This is a genomic window from Kitasatospora sp. NPDC058115, from assembly GCF_042884635.1.
In the GTDB taxonomy this organism is placed as follows: Bacteria; Actinomycetota; Actinomycetes; order Streptomycetales; family Streptomycetaceae; genus Kitasatospora.
Window position 1 is genome coordinate 115702 of sequence record NZ_JBHVTL010000017.1, and the last position, 17464, is coordinate 133165.

A 17464-nucleotide genomic window follows, 5' to 3' on the forward strand; every position below is an offset into this window, starting at 1 on the left:
GCTCTACCCTTCGACCTGTCGGTAGACGATGGTGGTGGATCCCACGACGATTCGGGAGCCGTCGCGGAGCGTAGCGCGCTGGGTGTGCTGCCCGTCCACCACGATGCCGTTGGTGGACCCGAGGTCCAGCACCATCGCGGGGGTGCCGGGACGAATCTCGGCGTGCTTGCGGGAGACCCCGGGGTCGTCGATGCGGACGTCCGCCTCGGTGGAGCGGCCCAGCACGCAGGCGTTGCCGGTGATCTGGTGGCGGGCGCCGTTGACCTCGATCCAGCGGCGCACCGAGGTGCCGTGGCCGGCGCCCGGGAACGGGCGCACGTTGCCACCGGCCGGGGCCGGCGGGCCGGGGGGCACGGCCGGCGGCGTGGCGGGCGGCGGGGGCGCGCCGTACGGGGCGGCGCCGGGCTGCTGCCAGGGCGCGCCGGGGGCCTGGGCGGCCGGCGGGCGGCCGTAGCCGGGCTGCGTCGGGTGCGCCGGGGCCTGCTGCTGCGGCTCCTCCGCAGCCAGGGTGCGGCTGCGCACCCGGTACAGGCCGGTGTCGAGGTCCTCGGCCTTCTCCAGGTTCACCTGGAGCGGCCCCATGAAGCTGTAGCGCTGGGCCTCCGCGTACTCGCGGACCATGCCGGCGAGTTCGTTGCCCAGTTGTCCGGAGTAGGGGCTCAGCCGCTCGTAGTCGTGCGGGCTGAGTTCGACGATGAAGTCGTTGGGCACGACGGTGCGGTCGCGGTTCCAGATGCTCGCGTTGTTGTCGCACTCGCGCTGCAGCGCTCCGGCGATCTCCACGGGCTGGACCTCGGACTTGAACACCTTGGCGAAGGTGCCGTTGACGAGACCCTCGAGTCGCTGCTCGAACTTCTTCAGCACTCCCATGGGGCACCCCCTTCCAGGGTTCGTTCGCCTGCCTGCCGACCGGTTTCCGGGGAGCCGGTCGTGCCTACTTGCGGTACTTCCGTACTGATCGTATCCACGCCGGGGCCATCCGTACGGTTCCCGGACCACGTGGTGCCCGGGGGTGGGCTCGGACACACAGGGTGACGCATGCGGGCGGCAACATGCCAGGGCCACCCGCCGGGCGGGGCCGCCGTCCTTCGCCCACCTGTTCTCCGGGCATCCGTTCGGATGCGCTCGGGTGCCCCGGGGAACGGATTCGGAGGTGACCCGCAGGTCGTGCTACTGTTTTCCATGTCGGAAGGGGCGCCCACCGGGTGGCCCGATCGAAGAACCGCGAAGGCCACATGGTACCGAGCGGATCGGCTGATCGACCGGCAAGCGGTGAAAACACCCATGCGCGGGTGGCGGAATAGGCAGACGCGCTGGATTCAGGTTCCAGTGCCCGAAAGGGCGTGGGGGTTCAACTCCCCCCTCGCGCACAGCGAAGCCCCGCAGATCTTCGGATCTGCGGGGCTTTTTTGTCGTTCCCGGACGTTCCCCGTTCCCCGTTCTCCGTTCCCCGGACGTTCTCCGGACGTCCCGCGGTGTTCCCGCGGTGTTCCCGCCGGGCTGCCGGGGCGGGGCGGTTCAGGAGGACGGCGCCGGCAGGTCGGCGCGGACCTCGAAGCCGCCGTCCGCGGTGGGCCCGGCGGTGAGCGAACCGCCGAGCACCTGGGCGCGTTCGCGCAGGCCGACCAGGCCGTGGCCGCCGCCCGGCAGGATCTGCGAGGGGCGGACCGGCGGCGCGTCGTTGCGCACCTCGACCCGCAGCCGCCGCCCGCGGGCCCGGATCCGGACATGCACCGCGGCCTGCGGCGCGTACTTGGTGATGTTGGTGAGCGCCTCCTGCACGGTGCGGTAGGCGGCCCGTTCGACCGCCTCCGGCCAGGGGCGGTCGCCCGGGACGAGCTCGGTGTCGGCGGCCAGCCCGCTCTCCGCGATCAGCCGGGGCAGATCGGCCAGCCTGGGCTGCGGGGCCAGCGGGGTGTCCATCCGCGGACCGCCGGCCCGCAGCACCCCGACCATCTGGCGCAGCTCCTCCAGGGTGCGCACGGACAGTTCGCGGATCGTCCGGGCGACGCCCGCGGCCGCCGGGTCGGGGGTGGAGACCTGGAGCGCGCCGGCCTGGATGCTGATCAGGCTCACCTGGTGCGAGACCACGTCGTGCATCTCCCGGGCGAGCCGGCCGCGCTCCTCGCTGAGCACCCGCTCGGCGAGCAGCCGGCTCTCCCGCTCCTGGCCGCGGGTCAGCTCGTCCAGCCGGGTCGCCAGCTCGTGCCGGGTCCGGGCGAGCAGTCCGGTGGCCGCCGGGCCGGCCGCGAGCATCACGGACTGGATGGCGTAGAGGGCGGTGTCCCGGCTGAGCTCGAAGCTCTGCTCGGAGACCGGCCAGTGGAAGAACTCGACCAGCGCGAACAGGGTGGCGCAGGGCACCACCACCCGGCGCTGCGGGCGTTCGGCGGCCACCGTGTAGACGGCGGTGATCGGGGCGAGCCAGATGTCGTCGACGTAGCTGCCGGGCATGGTCAGCAGCAGCACGGTGACCGGGAAGCGCCGGCGCCACGGCAGCGCGACGGCGGCCAGCACCGACAGCAGGCTCTGCCAGGGCGGGGCGCCGCGGGCCACCAGGGCGGCGTCCACCAGGGAGTAGAGGGCGGGCAGCAGGAGCATCAGCCAGGGCGCGGTGAACCCGGACGGGAGGCGTCGTGCGGCGGCGGTGCCGCCGCTCATGCCCCGTTGCTCGGCTTCGGGCGGACCAGCCCGGCCCGGTGCGCGATCACGGCCGCCTGGACCCGGTTGGCGGCGCCGAGCTTGCCGAGGATCGCGCTGATGTGGTCCTTCACGGTGCCGGTGCCGAGGAACAGCCGGTCGGCGATCTCGGCGTTGGACAGGCCCTCGCCCAGCAGCGCCAGCACGTCCAGCTCCCGGCCGGTCAGCGTGCGGGCCAGGGTGGCGGCCTCGGCGTCCGGACCGCCGCCGTCCACGTAGCCGCCGATCACGGTGCGGGTCACCGTGGGGGAGAGGATGTTGCCGCCGGCCGCGAGCACCCGGACGGCGTGCACCAGCTGCTCCGGGGCGGTGTCCTTGAGCAGGAAGCCGGAGGCGCCGGCCCGCAGCGCGGTGCCGATGTACTCCTCGGTGTCGAAGGTGGTGAGCATCGCCACGGCCGGCGGGTCGGGCAGCGCCCGGAGCCGGCGGAGCACCGAGATGCCGTCCAGGTCGGGCATCCGGATGTCCAGCAGCACCACGTGCGGGCGCAGCCGCCGGACGCACTCCTCCGTCTGCGCGCCGGAGCAGTCGCCGACCACCTCCAGGTCGGGGGCGGAACCGACGATGAGGCCGAGCCCGGACCGGACCAGGATCTCGTCGTCCACGATCAGCACGCGGGTGGTGGTGATGGTCCCTCCTCGGTTCGGCGGCCGGGCCGGGCCGGTCCGCATGACTGGAATCGAGGGTAGGGCCTGACCGGCGGCTTTGCCGGGCTCCGGGGGCCGTCCCCGCCGGCCGGGTGACCCCCGCCGAACGGCGGGGGTGTGAATCCGCTACCTGGTTCACGCAATTCTCACCGTCCGTGGGGAACCATGGAATCGGCTGCCGCTCAGTCGGCCTGCCGGCCGAGGTGGGCGTCCAGCCGGGCCGCGTGCGGATGCGGCCCACCACCTGATCGTTTGGAATTGAGCTGTGTCGTCCACTGTGAAGCCGGAGCCGTCCACCTCCCCCACCGGGTCCCGGTCCGAGCCCGGCGCCCTCGTGGCGCGCTGGCGCCCGCGGGCCGCCGCGGCGACGGTCTGGTACCTGCGGCTGATCGCGCTGCTGAACCTCGTCACCGTGGTCCTGGCACAGTTCCGGGACCAGGTCGAGACGCACAACGAGGGCGAGTACTTCACCCCCTACCTGATGACCGCGGGCCTGAGCAGCGCGGTGCTGTCGGTCTTCCTGGCGATCGCCATGCGGCGCCGCAAGCGGGCCGCCTGGATCTTCAACGTCGCCCTGGCGGGCCTGTTCGCGCTGCTCTACCTGATCGCCATGTCGCTGCCCGACGAGGGCTTCGACCGGCACCCGCTGAACTATGTCTCCACCGTGCTGACCTGCGGCTTCGTGCTGGCGCTGCTGGTCGGCCGGAAGGAGTTCACCTCCAAGGGCGACCGCTCCAACCCGAAGACCGCCGCCGCCACCTTCGTGGCCGGCCTGGGCTTCGGCGGTGTGGTCGGCGCCGGTCTGGTCGCGCTGACCAACGCCCTGCCGGACGCCGACTTCTGGGACATGTTCCGCTACTCGGTCGGCCGGATGATCACCATCACCCCCTCCGAGCACCTGCGCTCCGTGATCGACGCGCCGACCTGGGTGAACGCGGTGATCAACGCGATGGGCGCGGTGCTCTTCCTGCTCGTCCTCTACGTGGCCTTCCGCAGCCCGCGCGGCAGCGAGCTGCTCACCGCCGAGGACGAGCAGCGGCTGCGGGTGCTGCTGGACAAGCAGGGCGAGCGGGACTCGCTCGGCTACTTCGCGCTGCGCCGGGACAAGGCGGTGATCTTCTCGCCGAGCGGGAAGGCCGCGGTGACCTACCGGGTGGTCGGCGGCGTCTCGCTGGCCTCCGGCGACCCGATCGGCGACCCGGAGGCCTGGCCGGGCGCGATCGACGCCTGGCTGGCCGAGGCCCGCGAGCACGCCTGGGCGCCGGCCGTGATGGGCGCCTCCGAGGAGGCCGGTGTGATCTACGCCCGGCACGGCCTGGACGCGCTGGAGCTGGGCGACGAGGCGATCGTCGAACTGGACGAGTTCTCGCTGGACGGCCGGGCGATGCGGGTGGTGCGCCAGGCCTACAACCGGGTCAAGCGGGCCGGCTACACGGTGCGGATCCGCCGCCACGAGGAGATCCCGGAGAGCGAGATGGCGGCCCTGGTCGCCAAGGCCGACCAGTGGCGCGACGGCGCGACCGAGCGCGGCTTCTCGATGGCGCTGGGCCGGCTCGGCGACCCGGGCGACGGGCGCTGCGTGATGCTGGAGTGTCACGACGCCGACGGCGAGCTGAAGGCCCTGCTCAGCTTCGTGCCGTGGGGCGCCGACGGGCTCTCGCTGGACCTCATGCGCCGGGCCCGGGACACCGAGAACGGCCTGATGGAGTTCATGGTGATCGAACTCCTGCAGCGGGCCGGCGAGGTGAATCTGGCCAGGGTCTCGTTGAACTTCGCGATGTTCCGTTCCGTTTTCGAACGCGGCTCGAAGCTCGGCGCCGGTCCGGTCCTGCGGCTGTGGCGTTCCGTTCTGGGCTTCTTCTCGCGCTGGTGGCAGATCGAATCGCTCTACCGGGCCAACGCCAAGTACCGGCCGATCTGGGAGCCGCGTTATCTGCTCTTCGAGAAGAGCAGCGAGATTCCGCGGATCGGCATCGCCAGTGCCCGGGCCGAGGGCTTCATCACCGCACCGAGCCTGCCCGCGCTGTTCCGTCGCCGGCACCAGGGGCCGCCCGCCGTCGGGGCGCCCCGCGTGCCGGTGGCGGCACGGGACGGGAAGGGGTAGTCCCTCCGCCGGGGGGCGGAGGGGTCCGGTCGCCCGGATGGGGGGATTTCGGGGTGGCTCCTCCCCCCTGAGGATGACGGGGATCGGCACAAATGCCGATGTGCATTCGTAAAGCGGCTTCTAATGTGGAGGTAGTCGGGAAGGCGCTTGCGCCGACGGGGATTTGGAGAACCGGTTGTGATGCGGAGGACCCACGCGGGGGGCGTGCGAAAGGGGCCGTTGGCAATTGCCGGAGAGGCCGCTGTCGGCGAGTGGGGAACGTTGTTCGGTACGGTCCGGGAGCAGGTGGTCCGCAAGAAGTTCGCGGCCGTCCCGCTGGCCACCGCGGCGACCTGTCTGATCCTGCTGTTCAGCATCGTCCAGCACCTGCCGGGCGGGGAGCGCTTCGTCACCCAGATCGGGGTGGTGAAGGCGGCCCTCCCGCTGGAGGTCTCGCTGCTGCGGACGCCGCTGTCGTTGTACGTGCCGGCCCTGGACCTGCCGGTGTGGGGCGCGCTGGCCCAGGTCTTCGTGGTCTTCGGGATCGCCGAGATCGTGCTCGGCCGGCGGCTGACCCTGGTGGTGGCCTACACCTGCACGATGGCCGGGACGCTGTTCGCCCGGGTCGGCGTGGCGATCGGGCCGGACCACGTCTTCGGGTTCCCGAAGTGGGTCGCGCACGTGCGGGACACCGGGCCGTCGGCGGCGGTGGTGGCGCTGGCGATCTGCATCGCGTTCCGCTGCCGGGCCTGGTTCACCGCCGGACTGGTGGTGGCGCTGATGGTCGGCGAGGCGGTCGTGCTGCCGAACCTGGCGGGCATGGAGCACGTGGTCGCGGTGATCGCGGCGCTGCTGATCGCGGTCTCGGTGGAGGTGTTCGGGGACTTCTGGCCGCGGGTGCTGGCGGGTGTCGGGGCGGCGGCCGTGGTGTCGGCGGCCACCGCCTCGCTGGAGGCGGCCGCCGACGCCCGCCGCCGCACCCCGGCCGGCGCGGCGGTGCCGTAGCCCGGGGCGGGGTTCCCCGGCCCGGGCGGGTCTGCCCGCCCGGGCGTGCGGCCCGGGCCGGGATCAGAGCGGCAGTTCGAACCAGACGACCTTGCCGACGGCCTTGCGGGCGGTGCCCCAGCGCTCGGCGAGCTTGGTGACCAGGGTGAGGCCGCGGCCGGTCTCGCCGAGTTGTTCGGCGGGCTCCAGCGACGGCAGGTTGTGGTTGTCGTCGCTCACCTCCACCAGCAGCTTGTCGACCCGGATCAGCTGGAGCTGGACCCGGTCGCGGGCGACCCGGACGGCGTTCGTGACCAGCTCGCTGACCAGCAGCACGACGGTGTCGCTGAGCGACTCCAGGTGCCAGGCGGCGAGCTGCTCGCGGACCAGGGCGCGGGCCCGGCCGACCTCGCGCTGGTCGACCGTGAGGTCCCAGGTGGCGACCTCGCTCGGCGGGACCCCGTCGAAGCGGGCCACCAGCAGCGCGACGTCGTCCTTTCGGTCGTCCGAGTGCAACCGGTCCAGGACCACGTCGCAGGCCTGTTCGGGGCTCTGGGTGGGGTCGATCAGGTTGCCGCAGAGCGCGGCCAGCCCGGCTCCTATGTCGCCGCCCCGCACCTCGACCAGGCCGTCGGTGCACAGCACCAGCATCGAGCCGTCCGAGACGTCGATGGTCTTGGCGACGAACGGGACCCCGCCCACGCCGATCGGGGCGCCGGCCGGGATCTCCAGCAGCTCGCCGGTGCCGTCCGGGTGGACCAGGACCGGCGGGACGTGGCCGGCGCTGGCCAGCTCGCAGGTCCGGCTGATCGGGTCGTAGACCGCGTAGAGGCAGGTGGCGAGGTGGTCGTCGCCGAGCTTGTGGGCCAGGTTGTCCAGGTGGCGCAGCAGCTGGCCGGGCGGCAGGTCGAGGGCGGCGAGGGTCTGCATCGCGGTGCGGAAGCGGCCCATCGCGGCGGCCGAGTGCAGGCCGTGGCCCATGACGTCGCCGACCACCAGGGCGACCCGGCTGCCGGGCAGCTGGATCGCGTCGAACCAGTCGCCGCCGACCTCGGCCCGGGAGTCGCCGGGCAGGTAGCGGTGGGCGATCTGGACGCCGGGGATCTGCGGCGGGCGGGTCGGGATCATCGACCGCTGGAGGGTGGTGGCGACCCGGGACTCGGCCCGGTGCAGCCGGGCGTTGTCGAGCGACAGCGCGGCCCGGGCGGCCAGCTCCTTGAGGGTGGCGGCGTCGCCCTCGTCGAAGGGGCCGCGGTCGGGGAGCCGGAGCAGCTTGAGGATGCCGAGCACGGTGCCGCGGGCGGAGAGCGGCACCACCAGCATCGAGCGGCCGGAGACCACCGGGACGAGCTCCGGGCCGCCGAGCGCGGCGGCGTAGTCGACGGCGACGTCCCGGGCGATCACCGGGACCAGCACCGGCTGGTTGAGCTGGAGGGCCATGCCGGGCGGGGTGCGGCGGGGCATGGCGACCAGGGAGCCCTCGGCGAGCACGTGGTCCCACTGGCCGTCGGCCTCGTTGCGGACGAGCGCGACCCGGCGGAGCATCGTGTCGTCGTCCGGGCGGGCCTCGGGCAGCTCGGAGTCGGAGATCAGGCCGTCGACGAGGTCGACGCAGGCGAAGTCGGCGACCCGGGGCACGAGCACCCGGCACAGCTCGTGGGCGGTGAAGCCGAGGTCGAGGGTGGTGCCGACCTTGCCGCCGACCTCGCCCAGCAGGGCCAGCTGCTCGCCGGCGTGGCCGTTGGTGAGGAACGGGCCGAACCGGCCGGCCGACGGCGCGGGGACGGCGGGCGGCGCGGGCGGCCCCTGCGGGTGCGGCCGGTTCCCGTGGGCGGGCGCGTCGGCGGGCGGCACGGCGGTGCTCTGCTCGATGGTGGTGCCTCCTCGCGGCGGGGCCGGGACGGCCGGGCCGGTGACGGGCGCGCCGAGGCCGGCGGCGGGAGCGGCCGCGGCCGGGGCGGCGGCCTGGGCGGACGCGGCGGCGGTCTCGCGCTGGGCGGGCAGCGGCCCGGCCGGGCGGCGGCCCGGCGCGGACTGCTCGGGCTGCGGCGGCGGGCCGAGCCGGGCGGTGCGCTGCTGCGCGGTCGGGTAGCGGCGGCCGATCCCGGCCGCGGCGTGCGCGGTGCCGGCCGCCGGGTCGGCCGGGCGCAGCGGCAGCACGGTGGCCGGGTCCAGCCGCAGGGCGGGCAGCCCGGCCCGGGTCAGGGCGGCGAGCAGCGGCCCTCGGCGTTCGGCGGAGCCGGGCAGCAGGGCGGCGAGCGCTCCGGGCACCGGCCGCCCGGCCGTGGTCAGCGCGGCGGAGAGCCGGTGGAAGCCGCCGAGGGCGCCGGGGGCGGCGGCGAACGGCAGCTGCCGCTCGCCGACGGCCAGCCGGGGGCCGGAGGAGCGCAGCGGGCGGGCGTCGGCGGCCAGCGCCAGCAGTCCGCCGGCCGGGCCGTCCACCGGGTAGGCCCACCAGAGGACGTCGCGCAGGTGCTCCTCGCGGTCGACCACGGGCAGCTGTCCCGCCCAGGCGGCGCCGGTGGAGGTCAGCTCGGCGAGCGTGGTGAAGGTGTCCCGGCGGCGGCCGGAGGCCGGGGGCGCGGCCTGGCCGGGCACGCTGCGCGGTTCGGCGGAGGGCAGCAGCCCGGCGGCCGGCCGGTCGTGGACGGCCTCGGCGCGGTGGCCGAACAGTTCCTCGGCGGCCCGGCTCCACTGGGTGATCCGGCCGCCGCGGTCGACCAGGACGAGGGCGAGCCGGACCAGGGCGACCACCCCCGACGGCTGGTCACCCGGTGCGGTGCCGGGCCCCGGGTCGGTGCCCGCCCGACGCGGTGTGGAGTTGGGATCGTCCACCATGGATTCGGTCTGCTCCCGCCTGGCCGCCATGTCTGGAGACGGCCGTTTCTCCGGAGGAAGGCATGCTGTGCGGATACCAGCGAAGCACGGACGGGCCGGGAGTCGATAGCGAAACGGGGAGATTCCTCGGTATCAGTTGCGTGTCACGTGCCGTGCGCCGGTCCGCACTCCCCGTCCACCGGGCGACGGCACCGCGCGGGCGGGCGGTAGGGTCGCAGGACCGCATGCAGGAGGAGGCGAGAGGTGACCGCGCAGATCCCGGTCCGCTGGACCGATCCGGAGCAGCAGGAGCTGGAGGAGCGGGTCGAGGCCGCCGAACTCGCCTGGCTCACCATGGACGTCGACGTGCGGACGCTGCGGGTCGAGATCGACAACTTCGCGCTGATCCACCATCAGCTGCTCGGTCCGCTGTACGCCCGGCTGGACGAGCTGGACGCGCTGCTCGCCGAGGCCGTGGCCGCCCGCACCGGGGACCCGGAGGACCTCCGGCGGGCCCACGAGGCGCGCCGGCGGGTCGAGGAGCTGCCGGACCTGGACGCGCTGTTCGACAGCGTCCGGGAGCGCGGCGAGCAGGAGGACGCCCCGCCGCCGCCGGCCGCGCCCGCCCGGGTGCGGCCCGGCCGGGACGCCCAGCGGATCTACCGGGAGCTGGTCCGCCGCGCCCATCCGGACCTCTCCACCGACCCGGAGGAGCAGCGGCGCCGGGCGGCGTTCCTGGCCCGGGTGAACGAGGCCTACGCGTACGGCGACACCGCCGCGCTGGAGGCGCTGGCGGCCGAGTGGTCCACCGCGCCCGAGGCGGCGCCCGCCGTGGACTCCCCCGACCGGCTGGGCTGGCTGCGCCGCCGGCTGGAGTGGCTGACCGGCCGGATCGGCGAACTCGCCACCGAGCAGGTCCGCCTGGAGCGCAGCGCGATGGGCGGGCTGCTGGCACTGGCCCCGCAGGACCCGGACGGGCTGCTGACCGAGCTGGCCGAGCAGCTGCTGGCCAAGGCCGCCGCGCAGCAGGCCGAGCTGGCGAAGCTGCTCGGCGGGCCGGTGGGGGACAATGGCGGGGCCGATCCCGACGCCCAGGAGAACCAGACGATGTTCGCGCAGATCCCCACCATCGACGCCGCCGCCGTGCCCGCCGACGCCGCCCTGCTGGACGTCCGGGAGCAGGACGAGTGGGACGCCGGGCACGTGGACGGCGCGCTGCATATCCCCATCGGCGAGGTGGTCGCGCGGATCGGCGAGCTGCCGGACGCGACGCTGTACGTGCTCTGCCGGGTCGGCGGGCGTTCCGCGCAGGTCGTCCAGTACCTGGTGCAGAACGGCCGGGACGCGGTCAACGTGGACGGCGGGATGTACGCCTGGGACGGCGCGGGCCGTCCGATGGTGAGCAGCGACGGGCAGGACGCCTTCGTCCTGTAGCGGGGCCGCGGGGGCCGCGTCGTCCGGAACCGCGTGCCCGGGGGGCTCCGCAGAGCACCGGGATTAGGGCAGGATGGGCGCGCGACCGGGCCGGCGCGGTGCCGGCCCCACCCGTCCCCGGGGGAGTTCATGGCCGAGAGTGCCGAGGCCGCCGAGAACGCCGAGAGCCCGCCGCCGCCCGCCGGTCCGGTCCGGTCGGCGCCCGCCCGGGTCGTCCTGGGCACGGCCGCCGTCCTGCTGGTGACGGCCACCGGGCTGTTCCTCGGCGCGGTCTTCCTGCACGTGGCGCCCGCCAATTCGCTCTCCCGGGAGTACCGGGAGCAGCTGGACGGCCTGGTCTATCCCGAGTTCGAGCAGAACTGGAAGCTGTTCGCGCCCAATCCGCTGCAGCAGAACGTCGCGGTGGACGCCCGGGTGCGCACGGTGTCGGCGGACGGGGACGCCGTGGTCCACGGGTGGGTGGGGCTGACGGCGCAGGACATCGCGGCGATCCGGGGCAATCCGGCGCCCGGCCACGCCGACCAGAACCTGCTGCGCCGGGCCTGGGACTTCTACGACGGATCGCACAGCGCCCAGGACGAGTCGGCGACCACGGCGCGCGGCCGGCTCGCCGAGGACTACCTGAAGCGGATCGCGGTGCAGCGGATCGGCCGCAGCGTCGAGGGCCGGCCGGTGGTGGCGGTCGAGCTGCGGGTGACCACGACGACCGTCGCGCCGCCGGACTGGAGCGGGGAGGCGGCGCCGCCCGCGCCGAAGGTGCGCGAGCTGCCCTGGTGGCCGGTGCGGGACGAGGACCTGCGGGAGCTGTGGTGAGCGGCCCGGTCCCGGCCGGGGTGCCGGAACTGCTGCCGGACGCGGTTCCCCGCCAGTCCGGGCCGCCGGCCGGCGAGGGGGCGCCGCCCGGCGAGGGGGCGTCGCCCGCCGTGCGCCGGACGGGACCGGCCGCCCGGGCGTTCGGGGTGTTCGCCGGCCGGGTGCTGGGGCGGTACCAGGCGGCGACGGTGCGGATCGGCTTCGGGCTGGTCTGGCTGGCGTACCTGCTGCGCGAGTGGCCGGACCGGCGGCTGCTGTACGGCGACACCTCGCCCTGGTCGATGGAGCTGGCGGAACGGCTGCTGGCCGACAACGGGGCGCTGACGGTGCTTCCCTGGTTCGGCGGGCGGCTCTGGTTCGAGCTGGTCTACCACCTGGCGGTGCTGGCCGCGCTGGCGGTGCTGCTCGGCTGGCGGACCAGGGCGGCCACGGTGCTGTTCCTGGTGACCGTGCTGTCGCTGCAGAACCGCAACGTCTTCCTCGGCGACGGCGGCGACAACATCGTCCACCTGATGGCGGTGTACCTGGTCTTCACCCGGTGCGCCGAGGTGTGGTCGCTGGACGCCCGGCGGGTGCGGTCCGGGCGGGACGGCGCGGCCGGGGTGCTGGTGTGGGCGGTGCTCGGCGCGGTGCTGCTGGTCTGTCAGCTGGGGGGCTTCTCGGGGAGCAGCCTGGACTGGACGGTCCCGGCGTTCCCGTACGTCGGCTGGGGTCCGCTGTTCTGGGTGCTCTGGGCGGTGGCCGGGCTGTGGTGGCTGGTGGACCGGGCGGCCCCGCGGGGCGAGACCCGGGCGGTGCTCGACGCGCTGGCGACCATGGTGCACAACTGCGCGATGCTGGTGATCGCCGTCGAGGTGGTGCTGATCTACGCCACGGCCGGCTGGTACAAGGTGCAGGGCTCGCGCTGGCAGGACGGCACCGCGCTGTACTACCCGCTGCACCTGGACTACTTCACGCCCTGGCCGGGGCTGTCCGGGCTGGTCGGCGGGGCGATGCTGCCGGTGTTCCTGATCACCTACGGGACGGTGCTGCTCCAGGTGGCCTTCCCGTTCACGCTGGTGAACCGGCGGATCAAGAACGCGCTGCTGGTGGTGATGATGGCCGAACACGCGGGGATCGCGGTGCTGTTGGGGCTGCCGGTGTTCTCGCTGGCGATGATCGCGGCGGACGCGGTGTTCCTGCCGACGGCGGCGCTGCTGTGGGCCGGGGAGCGGGTCGCGCGGATCCGTCCCGGGGGCCGCCACTAAGCTGACCGGTATGTCCTGGTTCGCCGCGCTTCGAGACACCGCGCGGACCGGACTGACCATCGACCGGGCGCTCACCGACCCCAAGCGGGCGGCGCGCGGCGCGCTCGCCGTCGCCCTGGTGCTCTTCCCGACCCTCGCGCTCGGCGACGCCCGGCTCGCCACCTCGGCCGCGATGGGCGCGTTCATCGCCGGGACGGCGACCTTCCAGCGCAGCTTCCGGCCCCGGGCCACGCTGGCCGTCGCCGCCGGGATCGGACTCGGGGTCAGCACCTTCCTCGGCTACCTGGCGGCCGGGGTGACCGGGCTCTTCCCGGTGCTGCTGGCGGTCTGGGCGTTCGGCGCCGGGCTCGCCTGGGCGATCGGGCCGACCGCGGGCGTGGTCGCCGCCAACACCCTCTCGGTGATGCTGATCGTCGTCCAACTGCCGGTCAGCCCGCTCACCGCGCTCGGCCACGGGCTGGTCTGCGCGCTCGGCGGCGGCGTCCAGGCCCTGGTCATCACCCTCTGGCCGATCGGCAGCTGGACCGCCCAGCGGGAGGCGCTCGCCGACACCTACGCCGAACTGGCCGACTACGCGCGCCGGCTGCGCCAGGACCCGACCGCGCACGTCGACCCGGAACCGTTCATGGAGGCCCGGCACGCCGCCGCGCTGACGCCCTGGCAGGACCGGCGCAGGCCGCCCGAACTGCGCGGCCTGCGCGGGATCGCCGAACGGATCCGGCCCACCCTGGCGGCGATCGCCGACCCCAAGGTGGGCGCCCCCGAGGAGGGGCCGGAGCGCGACCGGGCCCGGGAGGTGCTGGCCGCCTCCGCCGAGGCGATGGACGCGCTGGCCCGGGCGGTCCGCACCGGCGACCCGCTCCAGCTGCCCCGCTCGGCGCCGTCCCTCACCCTGGTCGCCCGGACCGAGGGGCCGGAGCTGCGCGGCGCCGCCCGCCGGGCCGCGCGCCGACTGGCCGGGCTGCTCCGCAAGGCCGCCGACGCGCTCGACCGGAGCTCCGAGGACACCATCGACACCCCCGTCCTCCAGCCCGGCGGGGCGCTGCGCAAACCGCCGCTGGTCCGGATGCTGCCGACGGCGCTGCGCGCGGTGCGGCGGCAGTTCCACCCGCACTCGGCGGTGTTCCAGCACGCGGTGCGGCTGTCCGGGGTGGTCACCGTTGCCTATCTGCTGGCCCGGCTGGCCGGTTTCCACCACGGCTACTGGGCGCCGATGACCGCCGCGATGGTGATGCGGCCGGACTTCGCGCAGACCTACAGCCGGGGGGTGGCCCGGCTGGCCGGCACGGTCGTCGGGGTGGCCGCCTCCACCCTGGTGGTGCAGCTGGCCAGGCCCGGCGAGTGGGTGCTGGCCGCACTCGCGGTGGTCTCGATCGCCGGGGCCTACCTGACCTTCCGCACCGGCTACGCGGTGATCACCACCTGCATCTCCTCCTACGTCGTCTTCCTGCTCGGGCTCCAGGAGGGGAACCCGCTGGCCACGGCGGTGGAGCGGGTCGGGCTCACCCTGCTCGGCGGCTCGGTCGCGCTGCTGGTCTACGCGCTCTTCCCGACCTGGCAGACCGCCCGGCTCGGCGAACGGCTGGCCGAGTGGCTGGCCGCCGCCGGGCGGTACGCGGCCGAGGTGATCGCCGTCTACGGGCGGCCGGCCGCGCCGCGCGGACGGGAGGTCCGCTCGGCGCTGCTGGACTCCCGGGAGGCGCGCTCGGAGCTGCTCCAGGCGATGCAGCGGGCCGACGCCGAGCCCGGCCGGCACGCCTCCGGACTGCCCGGGGTGAGCCGGCGCCAGCTGGACCGGGCCCGCGCGGCGGTCGGCCACCTCGGACGGGTCGCGGTGCTGCTGGAGGCCCACCTGCCCGCCGAGGACGCCGATCCGGTGCCCGGGGCGGCCGAGTTCGCCGAGGAGCTGCGGCTGGCGACGGCGCTGGCGGCGGGCGCCCTGCTGACCGGGCAGCCGGTGGAGTTCGGCGCCGTGCGGGAGGCCCAGGAACAGCTGGAGCGGCGGCTCGCCGAGGAGCCGGCCGGGGTGCAGGGGGACGTCGTGCGCTCCGGCACCCGGCTGCTGCTCCAGGCACTGAAGGACCTCGAACGGGCGCTGCGCGGCGGTGGCACGGCGGCCACCGCCGAGCGGCGCGAGCCGGAGCCCACGGGGCGTTGAGGCGGCCCCCGCCGGGGATGGCAGAGTGAGCGGGGTGAACGAGGAACTGCTGCGGGACTGGCGGGCCGGGGCCGAGGAGCCGGGGACGGTGCTGCTGGACGGGTTCCACCCGCTGAAGCACGCGCTGCGGTTCGGCGGCACCGTCCGGCAGGTGCTGACCACCGACCGCGCCGCGCTGCTGGCGCTCGCCGCCGAACTGGCCCCGGACGTCGCGCCCGCGCTGGACGCGCTGGCCGCCGAGCTGCCCGGGGCCGCGCTGCGCACGCTCGCGCCCCGGCTGCACCCGACCGGGGTGATCGCGCTGGCGGTGCGGCCCACCGCGGAGGCCAATCGCGCCGCGCTGGGCCTGCGGCCCCGGCCGGCCCCCGTCGTGCTGCTGGAGAACCCTCGCAACCTGGGCAACGTCGGCGCGGTGATCCGGCTCGCGGCCGGCTTCGGCGCGGCGGGCGTGGTCACCACCGGCGAGCTGGACCCCTGGCACCCGGCGGTGCTGCGCGGCAGCGCGGGCCTGCACTTCGCCACCGCCGTCGAGCGGCTGACCCTGTCCGAGCTGCCGGCCGGACCGCTCCACGTGCTGGACCCGGAGGGCGCGGACATCCGGGAGACGGCCTTCCCGGACGACGCGGTGCTCGCCTTCGGCACCGAGCGGCACGGGGTGACGGCGGAGCTGAAGGCACGGGCCGACGCCCTGGTCGCGGTGCCGATGCGGCCCGGGGTCTCCAGCTTCAACCTGGCGACCAGCGTGGCGATGGGGCTGTTCCACTGGATGTCCGGGCGCCCGCCCGGCGCGCCGGTGTGAACCGGCGGCCGGGACGGGTCCGGGCGGCGGGCCGTCGGGGGAACGGCCGGCCGGGGACGGTCCGTCGGGGGACGGTCCGTCAGGGGATCGGCCGTCAGGGGACCTGCCGTCAGGAGAACAGCCGCTTCCAGGTGTCCGGGCCGGGGTAGCCGTCCGCCTCGGCGCCGCGCCAGCCCTGGGCCTCCTGGAAGGCCTGCACGTTGCGCCGGTCGGCGTCCGTCCAGCGCGGGCCCGGGCCCTCGGTGTAGGAGCGGCCGTAGCCCTTGCGGACCAGCTGCTCGCCGAGCAGGCGCACCCAGTCGTTGTTGGCGCCCGGGCCGAACTTGTCGGTGCCCGGGAAGGCCGGCACGCCGGTGCCGGGAGTGACCGGCGGGGGCGGCAGCGGGGTGCCGCCCCCGATGTCGCGGCCCTTGCCGTTGACCAGGTAGTCCCAGGTGGCCTTGCCCGGGATGCCGTCCGCCTCGCTGCCGCGCCAGCCCTGGGCGAGCTGGAAGGCCTCGGTGGCCCGCCGGTCGGCCTCGCCCCAGCGCGGGCCCGGCCCCTCGCTGTAGAAGCGGCCGCCGCCGCGCTGCACCAGCAGCCGGCCGAGCTCGGTGACGTAGGCATTGTTGGCGCCCGGGCCGAACGAGCCGGCCCCCGGGAAGGCCGTCGACGAGGAGTTCCCGCCGCTGCTGCTGCCGCCGCTGCCGCCGGCGGCGAGGCCCTTGTAGCGGTACGGGACGTAGGAGGCCGAGTTGTTCCAGTACGCGTACGGGGTGGAGCGCTTGAGGGTGGTCGGGGAGGTCTGCTCGTATGCGAGGTAGCGGGTGCGGGTGGAGTCCGTCCAGCCGCCGAAGATCGTCACGTGGGAGCCGGACTGCGGGCTGGCCGGGTTGTTGTAGACCAGGATGTCGCCGGGCTGGAGGTCGGCCTTGGTGATCCGGTCGGCGAAGTTCGGCAGGGTCCAGGTGGTCTGGCTGGTGCCCAGCCCCCAGGCCATCGAGACGAAGCCGGAGCAGTCCTGGCGGTAGCCGTCCGACCAGTACCGGCTCATGCTGTACGGGACCTTCTGGTCGACCCAGCGCTGGGCCCGTTCGATGATCTGGGCCCGGGTGACCGGGGCCGCGGCGGCGCGCGGTGCGGCGAACGAGCGGGCGGAGGGGGACTCGCCGTAGAGGCCGCTGACCTCGCCCTGCGGGGTCTCGGTGCGGGGGCTGGCGGAGCCGCCGGGGGTCGGGGTCGGGGCGGGAGCCGCGACGGCGGTGGCCGCGCCGGCCGCGCCGCCGCCGAGCGCGGTCCCGACGGCGGCCATCAGCACGGCGGCCCGGCGCCGGACGCTGCGGGCTGCCGCGTGTCCGCCCTCGTGCACCGGCGCGGCGTGCAGCCGGGCCCGGCGGCGGGCGCAGCAGCCCCCGCATATGCAGTCCTCGTCCGGCTCCACCTCGTCGAATTCCACCAAGGGGGTCAGCTGCTCGGTTCGGGTCATTCTCCGCCTCTTGTCTCTCCTGCTGGGGGACGCTGCTGTCAGGCCGCTGACGACGTGACAGCACGGTCCTTCCCAGGGGCACACCGCGTGTTATCGGGACCAAAGTCCCAAAGCGGACGCATGATCGGCACGGCGGATTGCTCCGAACGGGTGACGGCCGTTCAGCGTGCCCGGTGTGGCGGGGAGTGACGGGAGGTGCTGGGAGGGGTGGCGCCGACGGGTCGGCTCGGCGGCAGGGGCCGGGTCGAGAGCGAGTCAACCGGTACTGTGGGTTTCAACGGTTAGGTATTCCGGGAATGGCTGTGCCATGACAAGCA

The 17464-nt window shown here is 74.8% G+C and carries 12 protein-coding genes and 1 tRNA gene; 8 read left to right on the top strand and 5 right to left on the bottom strand.

All coding sequences use genetic code 11. The annotated features are described in order from the left end of the window. Positions 1-3: 3 nt before the first annotated feature. Positions 4-870: an FhaA domain-containing protein gene (locus ACFVVL_RS19630; RefSeq protein WP_380288078.1), complete on the bottom strand. Its 867-nt coding sequence runs from the start codon at positions 868-870 to the stop codon at positions 4-6. 416 nt (positions 871-1286) lie between these two features. Here ACFVVL_RS19630 and ACFVVL_RS19635 point away from each other — a divergent pair. Continuing rightward, a tRNA-Leu gene (locus tag ACFVVL_RS19635) sits at positions 1287-1370 on the top strand. A 148-nt stretch (positions 1371-1518) separates the two neighbouring features. Here the strand turns inward: ACFVVL_RS19635 and ACFVVL_RS19640 are convergent. After that, entirely contained in the window at positions 1519-2661 is a 1143-nt protein-coding gene (locus ACFVVL_RS19640; protein WP_387676806.1) for a sensor histidine kinase, read from the bottom strand. Further along, positions 2658-3371 carry a response regulator gene (locus ACFVVL_RS19645; RefSeq protein ID WP_380288082.1) on the bottom strand — a complete coding sequence of 238 codons (714 nt, stop codon included), beginning with the start codon at positions 3369-3371 and terminating at the stop codon, positions 2658-2660. Before ACFVVL_RS19645 ends, ACFVVL_RS19640 begins: the two co-directional genes overlap by 4 nt. A gap of 241 nt (positions 3372-3612) precedes the next feature. On the opposite strand from ACFVVL_RS19645, the gene ACFVVL_RS19650 reads away from it, so the two are divergent. Beyond that, positions 3613-5451 (top strand): phosphatidylglycerol lysyltransferase domain-containing protein, encoded by a 1839-nt coding sequence (locus tag ACFVVL_RS19650; protein ID WP_387676809.1) that lies wholly within the window; start codon positions 3613-3615, stop codon positions 5449-5451. Positions 5452-5712: 261 nt separating this feature from the next. Further along, the gene (locus tag ACFVVL_RS19655) at positions 5713-6435 is read left to right on the top strand and encodes a hypothetical protein (protein ID WP_387676812.1); all 723 of its coding nucleotides are present in this window, start codon (positions 5713-5715) and stop codon (positions 6433-6435) included. A gap of 63 nt (positions 6436-6498) precedes the next feature. Here the strand turns inward: ACFVVL_RS19655 and ACFVVL_RS19660 are convergent, their stop codons facing one another. Next, positions 6499-9252 carry a SpoIIE family protein phosphatase gene (locus tag ACFVVL_RS19660; protein ID WP_387676815.1) on the bottom strand — a complete coding sequence of 918 codons (2754 nt, stop codon included), beginning with the start codon at positions 9250-9252 and terminating at the stop codon, positions 6499-6501. A gap of 243 nt (positions 9253-9495) precedes the next feature. Here ACFVVL_RS19660 and ACFVVL_RS19665 point away from each other — a divergent pair, with 243 nt between their 5' ends. The 5 genes from ACFVVL_RS19665 (at position 9496) to ACFVVL_RS19685 (ending at position 15682) form a co-directional block, all read left to right on the top strand. Further along, a complete protein-coding gene (locus tag ACFVVL_RS19665) occupies positions 9496-10665 on the top strand; it encodes a rhodanese-like domain-containing protein (RefSeq protein ID WP_387676818.1) in 1170 nt (389 codons plus the stop codon). A gap of 129 nt (positions 10666-10794) precedes the next feature. Next, positions 10795-11478 (top strand): DUF5819 family protein, encoded by a 684-nt coding sequence (locus ACFVVL_RS19670; protein WP_387676821.1) that lies wholly within the window; start codon positions 10795-10797, stop codon positions 11476-11478. Next, a complete protein-coding gene (locus ACFVVL_RS19675) occupies positions 11475-12725 on the top strand; it encodes an HTTM domain-containing protein (protein WP_387676824.1) in 1251 nt (416 codons plus the stop codon). Before ACFVVL_RS19670 ends, ACFVVL_RS19675 begins: the two co-directional genes overlap by 4 nt. Before the next feature lie 10 nt (positions 12726-12735). After that, positions 12736-14883: an FUSC family protein gene (locus tag ACFVVL_RS19680; RefSeq protein ID WP_380294538.1), complete on the top strand. Its 2148-nt coding sequence runs from the start codon at positions 12736-12738 to the stop codon at positions 14881-14883. A 34-nt stretch (positions 14884-14917) separates the two neighbouring features. Further along, positions 14918-15682, top strand: a complete 765-nt coding sequence (locus tag ACFVVL_RS19685; protein ID WP_387676952.1) for a TrmH family RNA methyltransferase — start codon at positions 14918-14920, stop codon at positions 15680-15682. Positions 15683-15791: 109 nt separating this feature from the next. Here ACFVVL_RS19685 and ACFVVL_RS19690 read toward each other — a convergent pair whose 3' ends face one another. Beyond that, on the bottom strand, positions 15792-17147 hold the full coding sequence (locus ACFVVL_RS19690) for a peptidoglycan-binding protein (protein WP_387676827.1): 1356 nt from the start codon (positions 17145-17147) through the stop codon (positions 15792-15794). Positions 17148-17464: the final 317 nt, after the last annotated feature.

What these genes read in the sequence shown, in the direction of transcription:
- ACFVVL_RS19630 (WP_380288078.1), bottom strand. Translation starts at nt 870, where the DNA reads ATGGGAGTGCTGAAGAAGTTCGAGCAGCGACTCGAGGGTCTCGTCAAC.
- ACFVVL_RS19640 (WP_387676806.1), bottom strand. Translation starts at nt 2,661, where the DNA reads ATGAGCGGCGGCACCGCCGCCGCACGACGCCTCCCGTCCGGGTTCACC.
- ACFVVL_RS19645 (WP_380288082.1), bottom strand. Translation starts at nt 3,371, where the DNA reads ATGCGGACCGGCCCGGCCCGGCCGCCGAACCGAGGAGGGACCATCACC.
- ACFVVL_RS19660 (WP_387676815.1), bottom strand. Translation starts at nt 9,252, where the DNA reads ATGGTGGACGATCCCAACTCCACACCGCGTCGGGCGGGCACCGACCCG.
- ACFVVL_RS19670 (WP_387676821.1), top strand. Translation starts at nt 10,795, where the DNA reads ATGGCCGAGAGTGCCGAGGCCGCCGAGAACGCCGAGAGCCCGCCGCCG.
- ACFVVL_RS19680 (WP_380294538.1), top strand. Translation starts at nt 12,736, where the DNA reads ATGTCCTGGTTCGCCGCGCTTCGAGACACCGCGCGGACCGGACTGACC.
- ACFVVL_RS19690 (WP_387676827.1), bottom strand. Translation starts at nt 17,147, where the DNA reads ATGACCCGAACCGAGCAGCTGACCCCCTTGGTGGAATTCGACGAGGTG.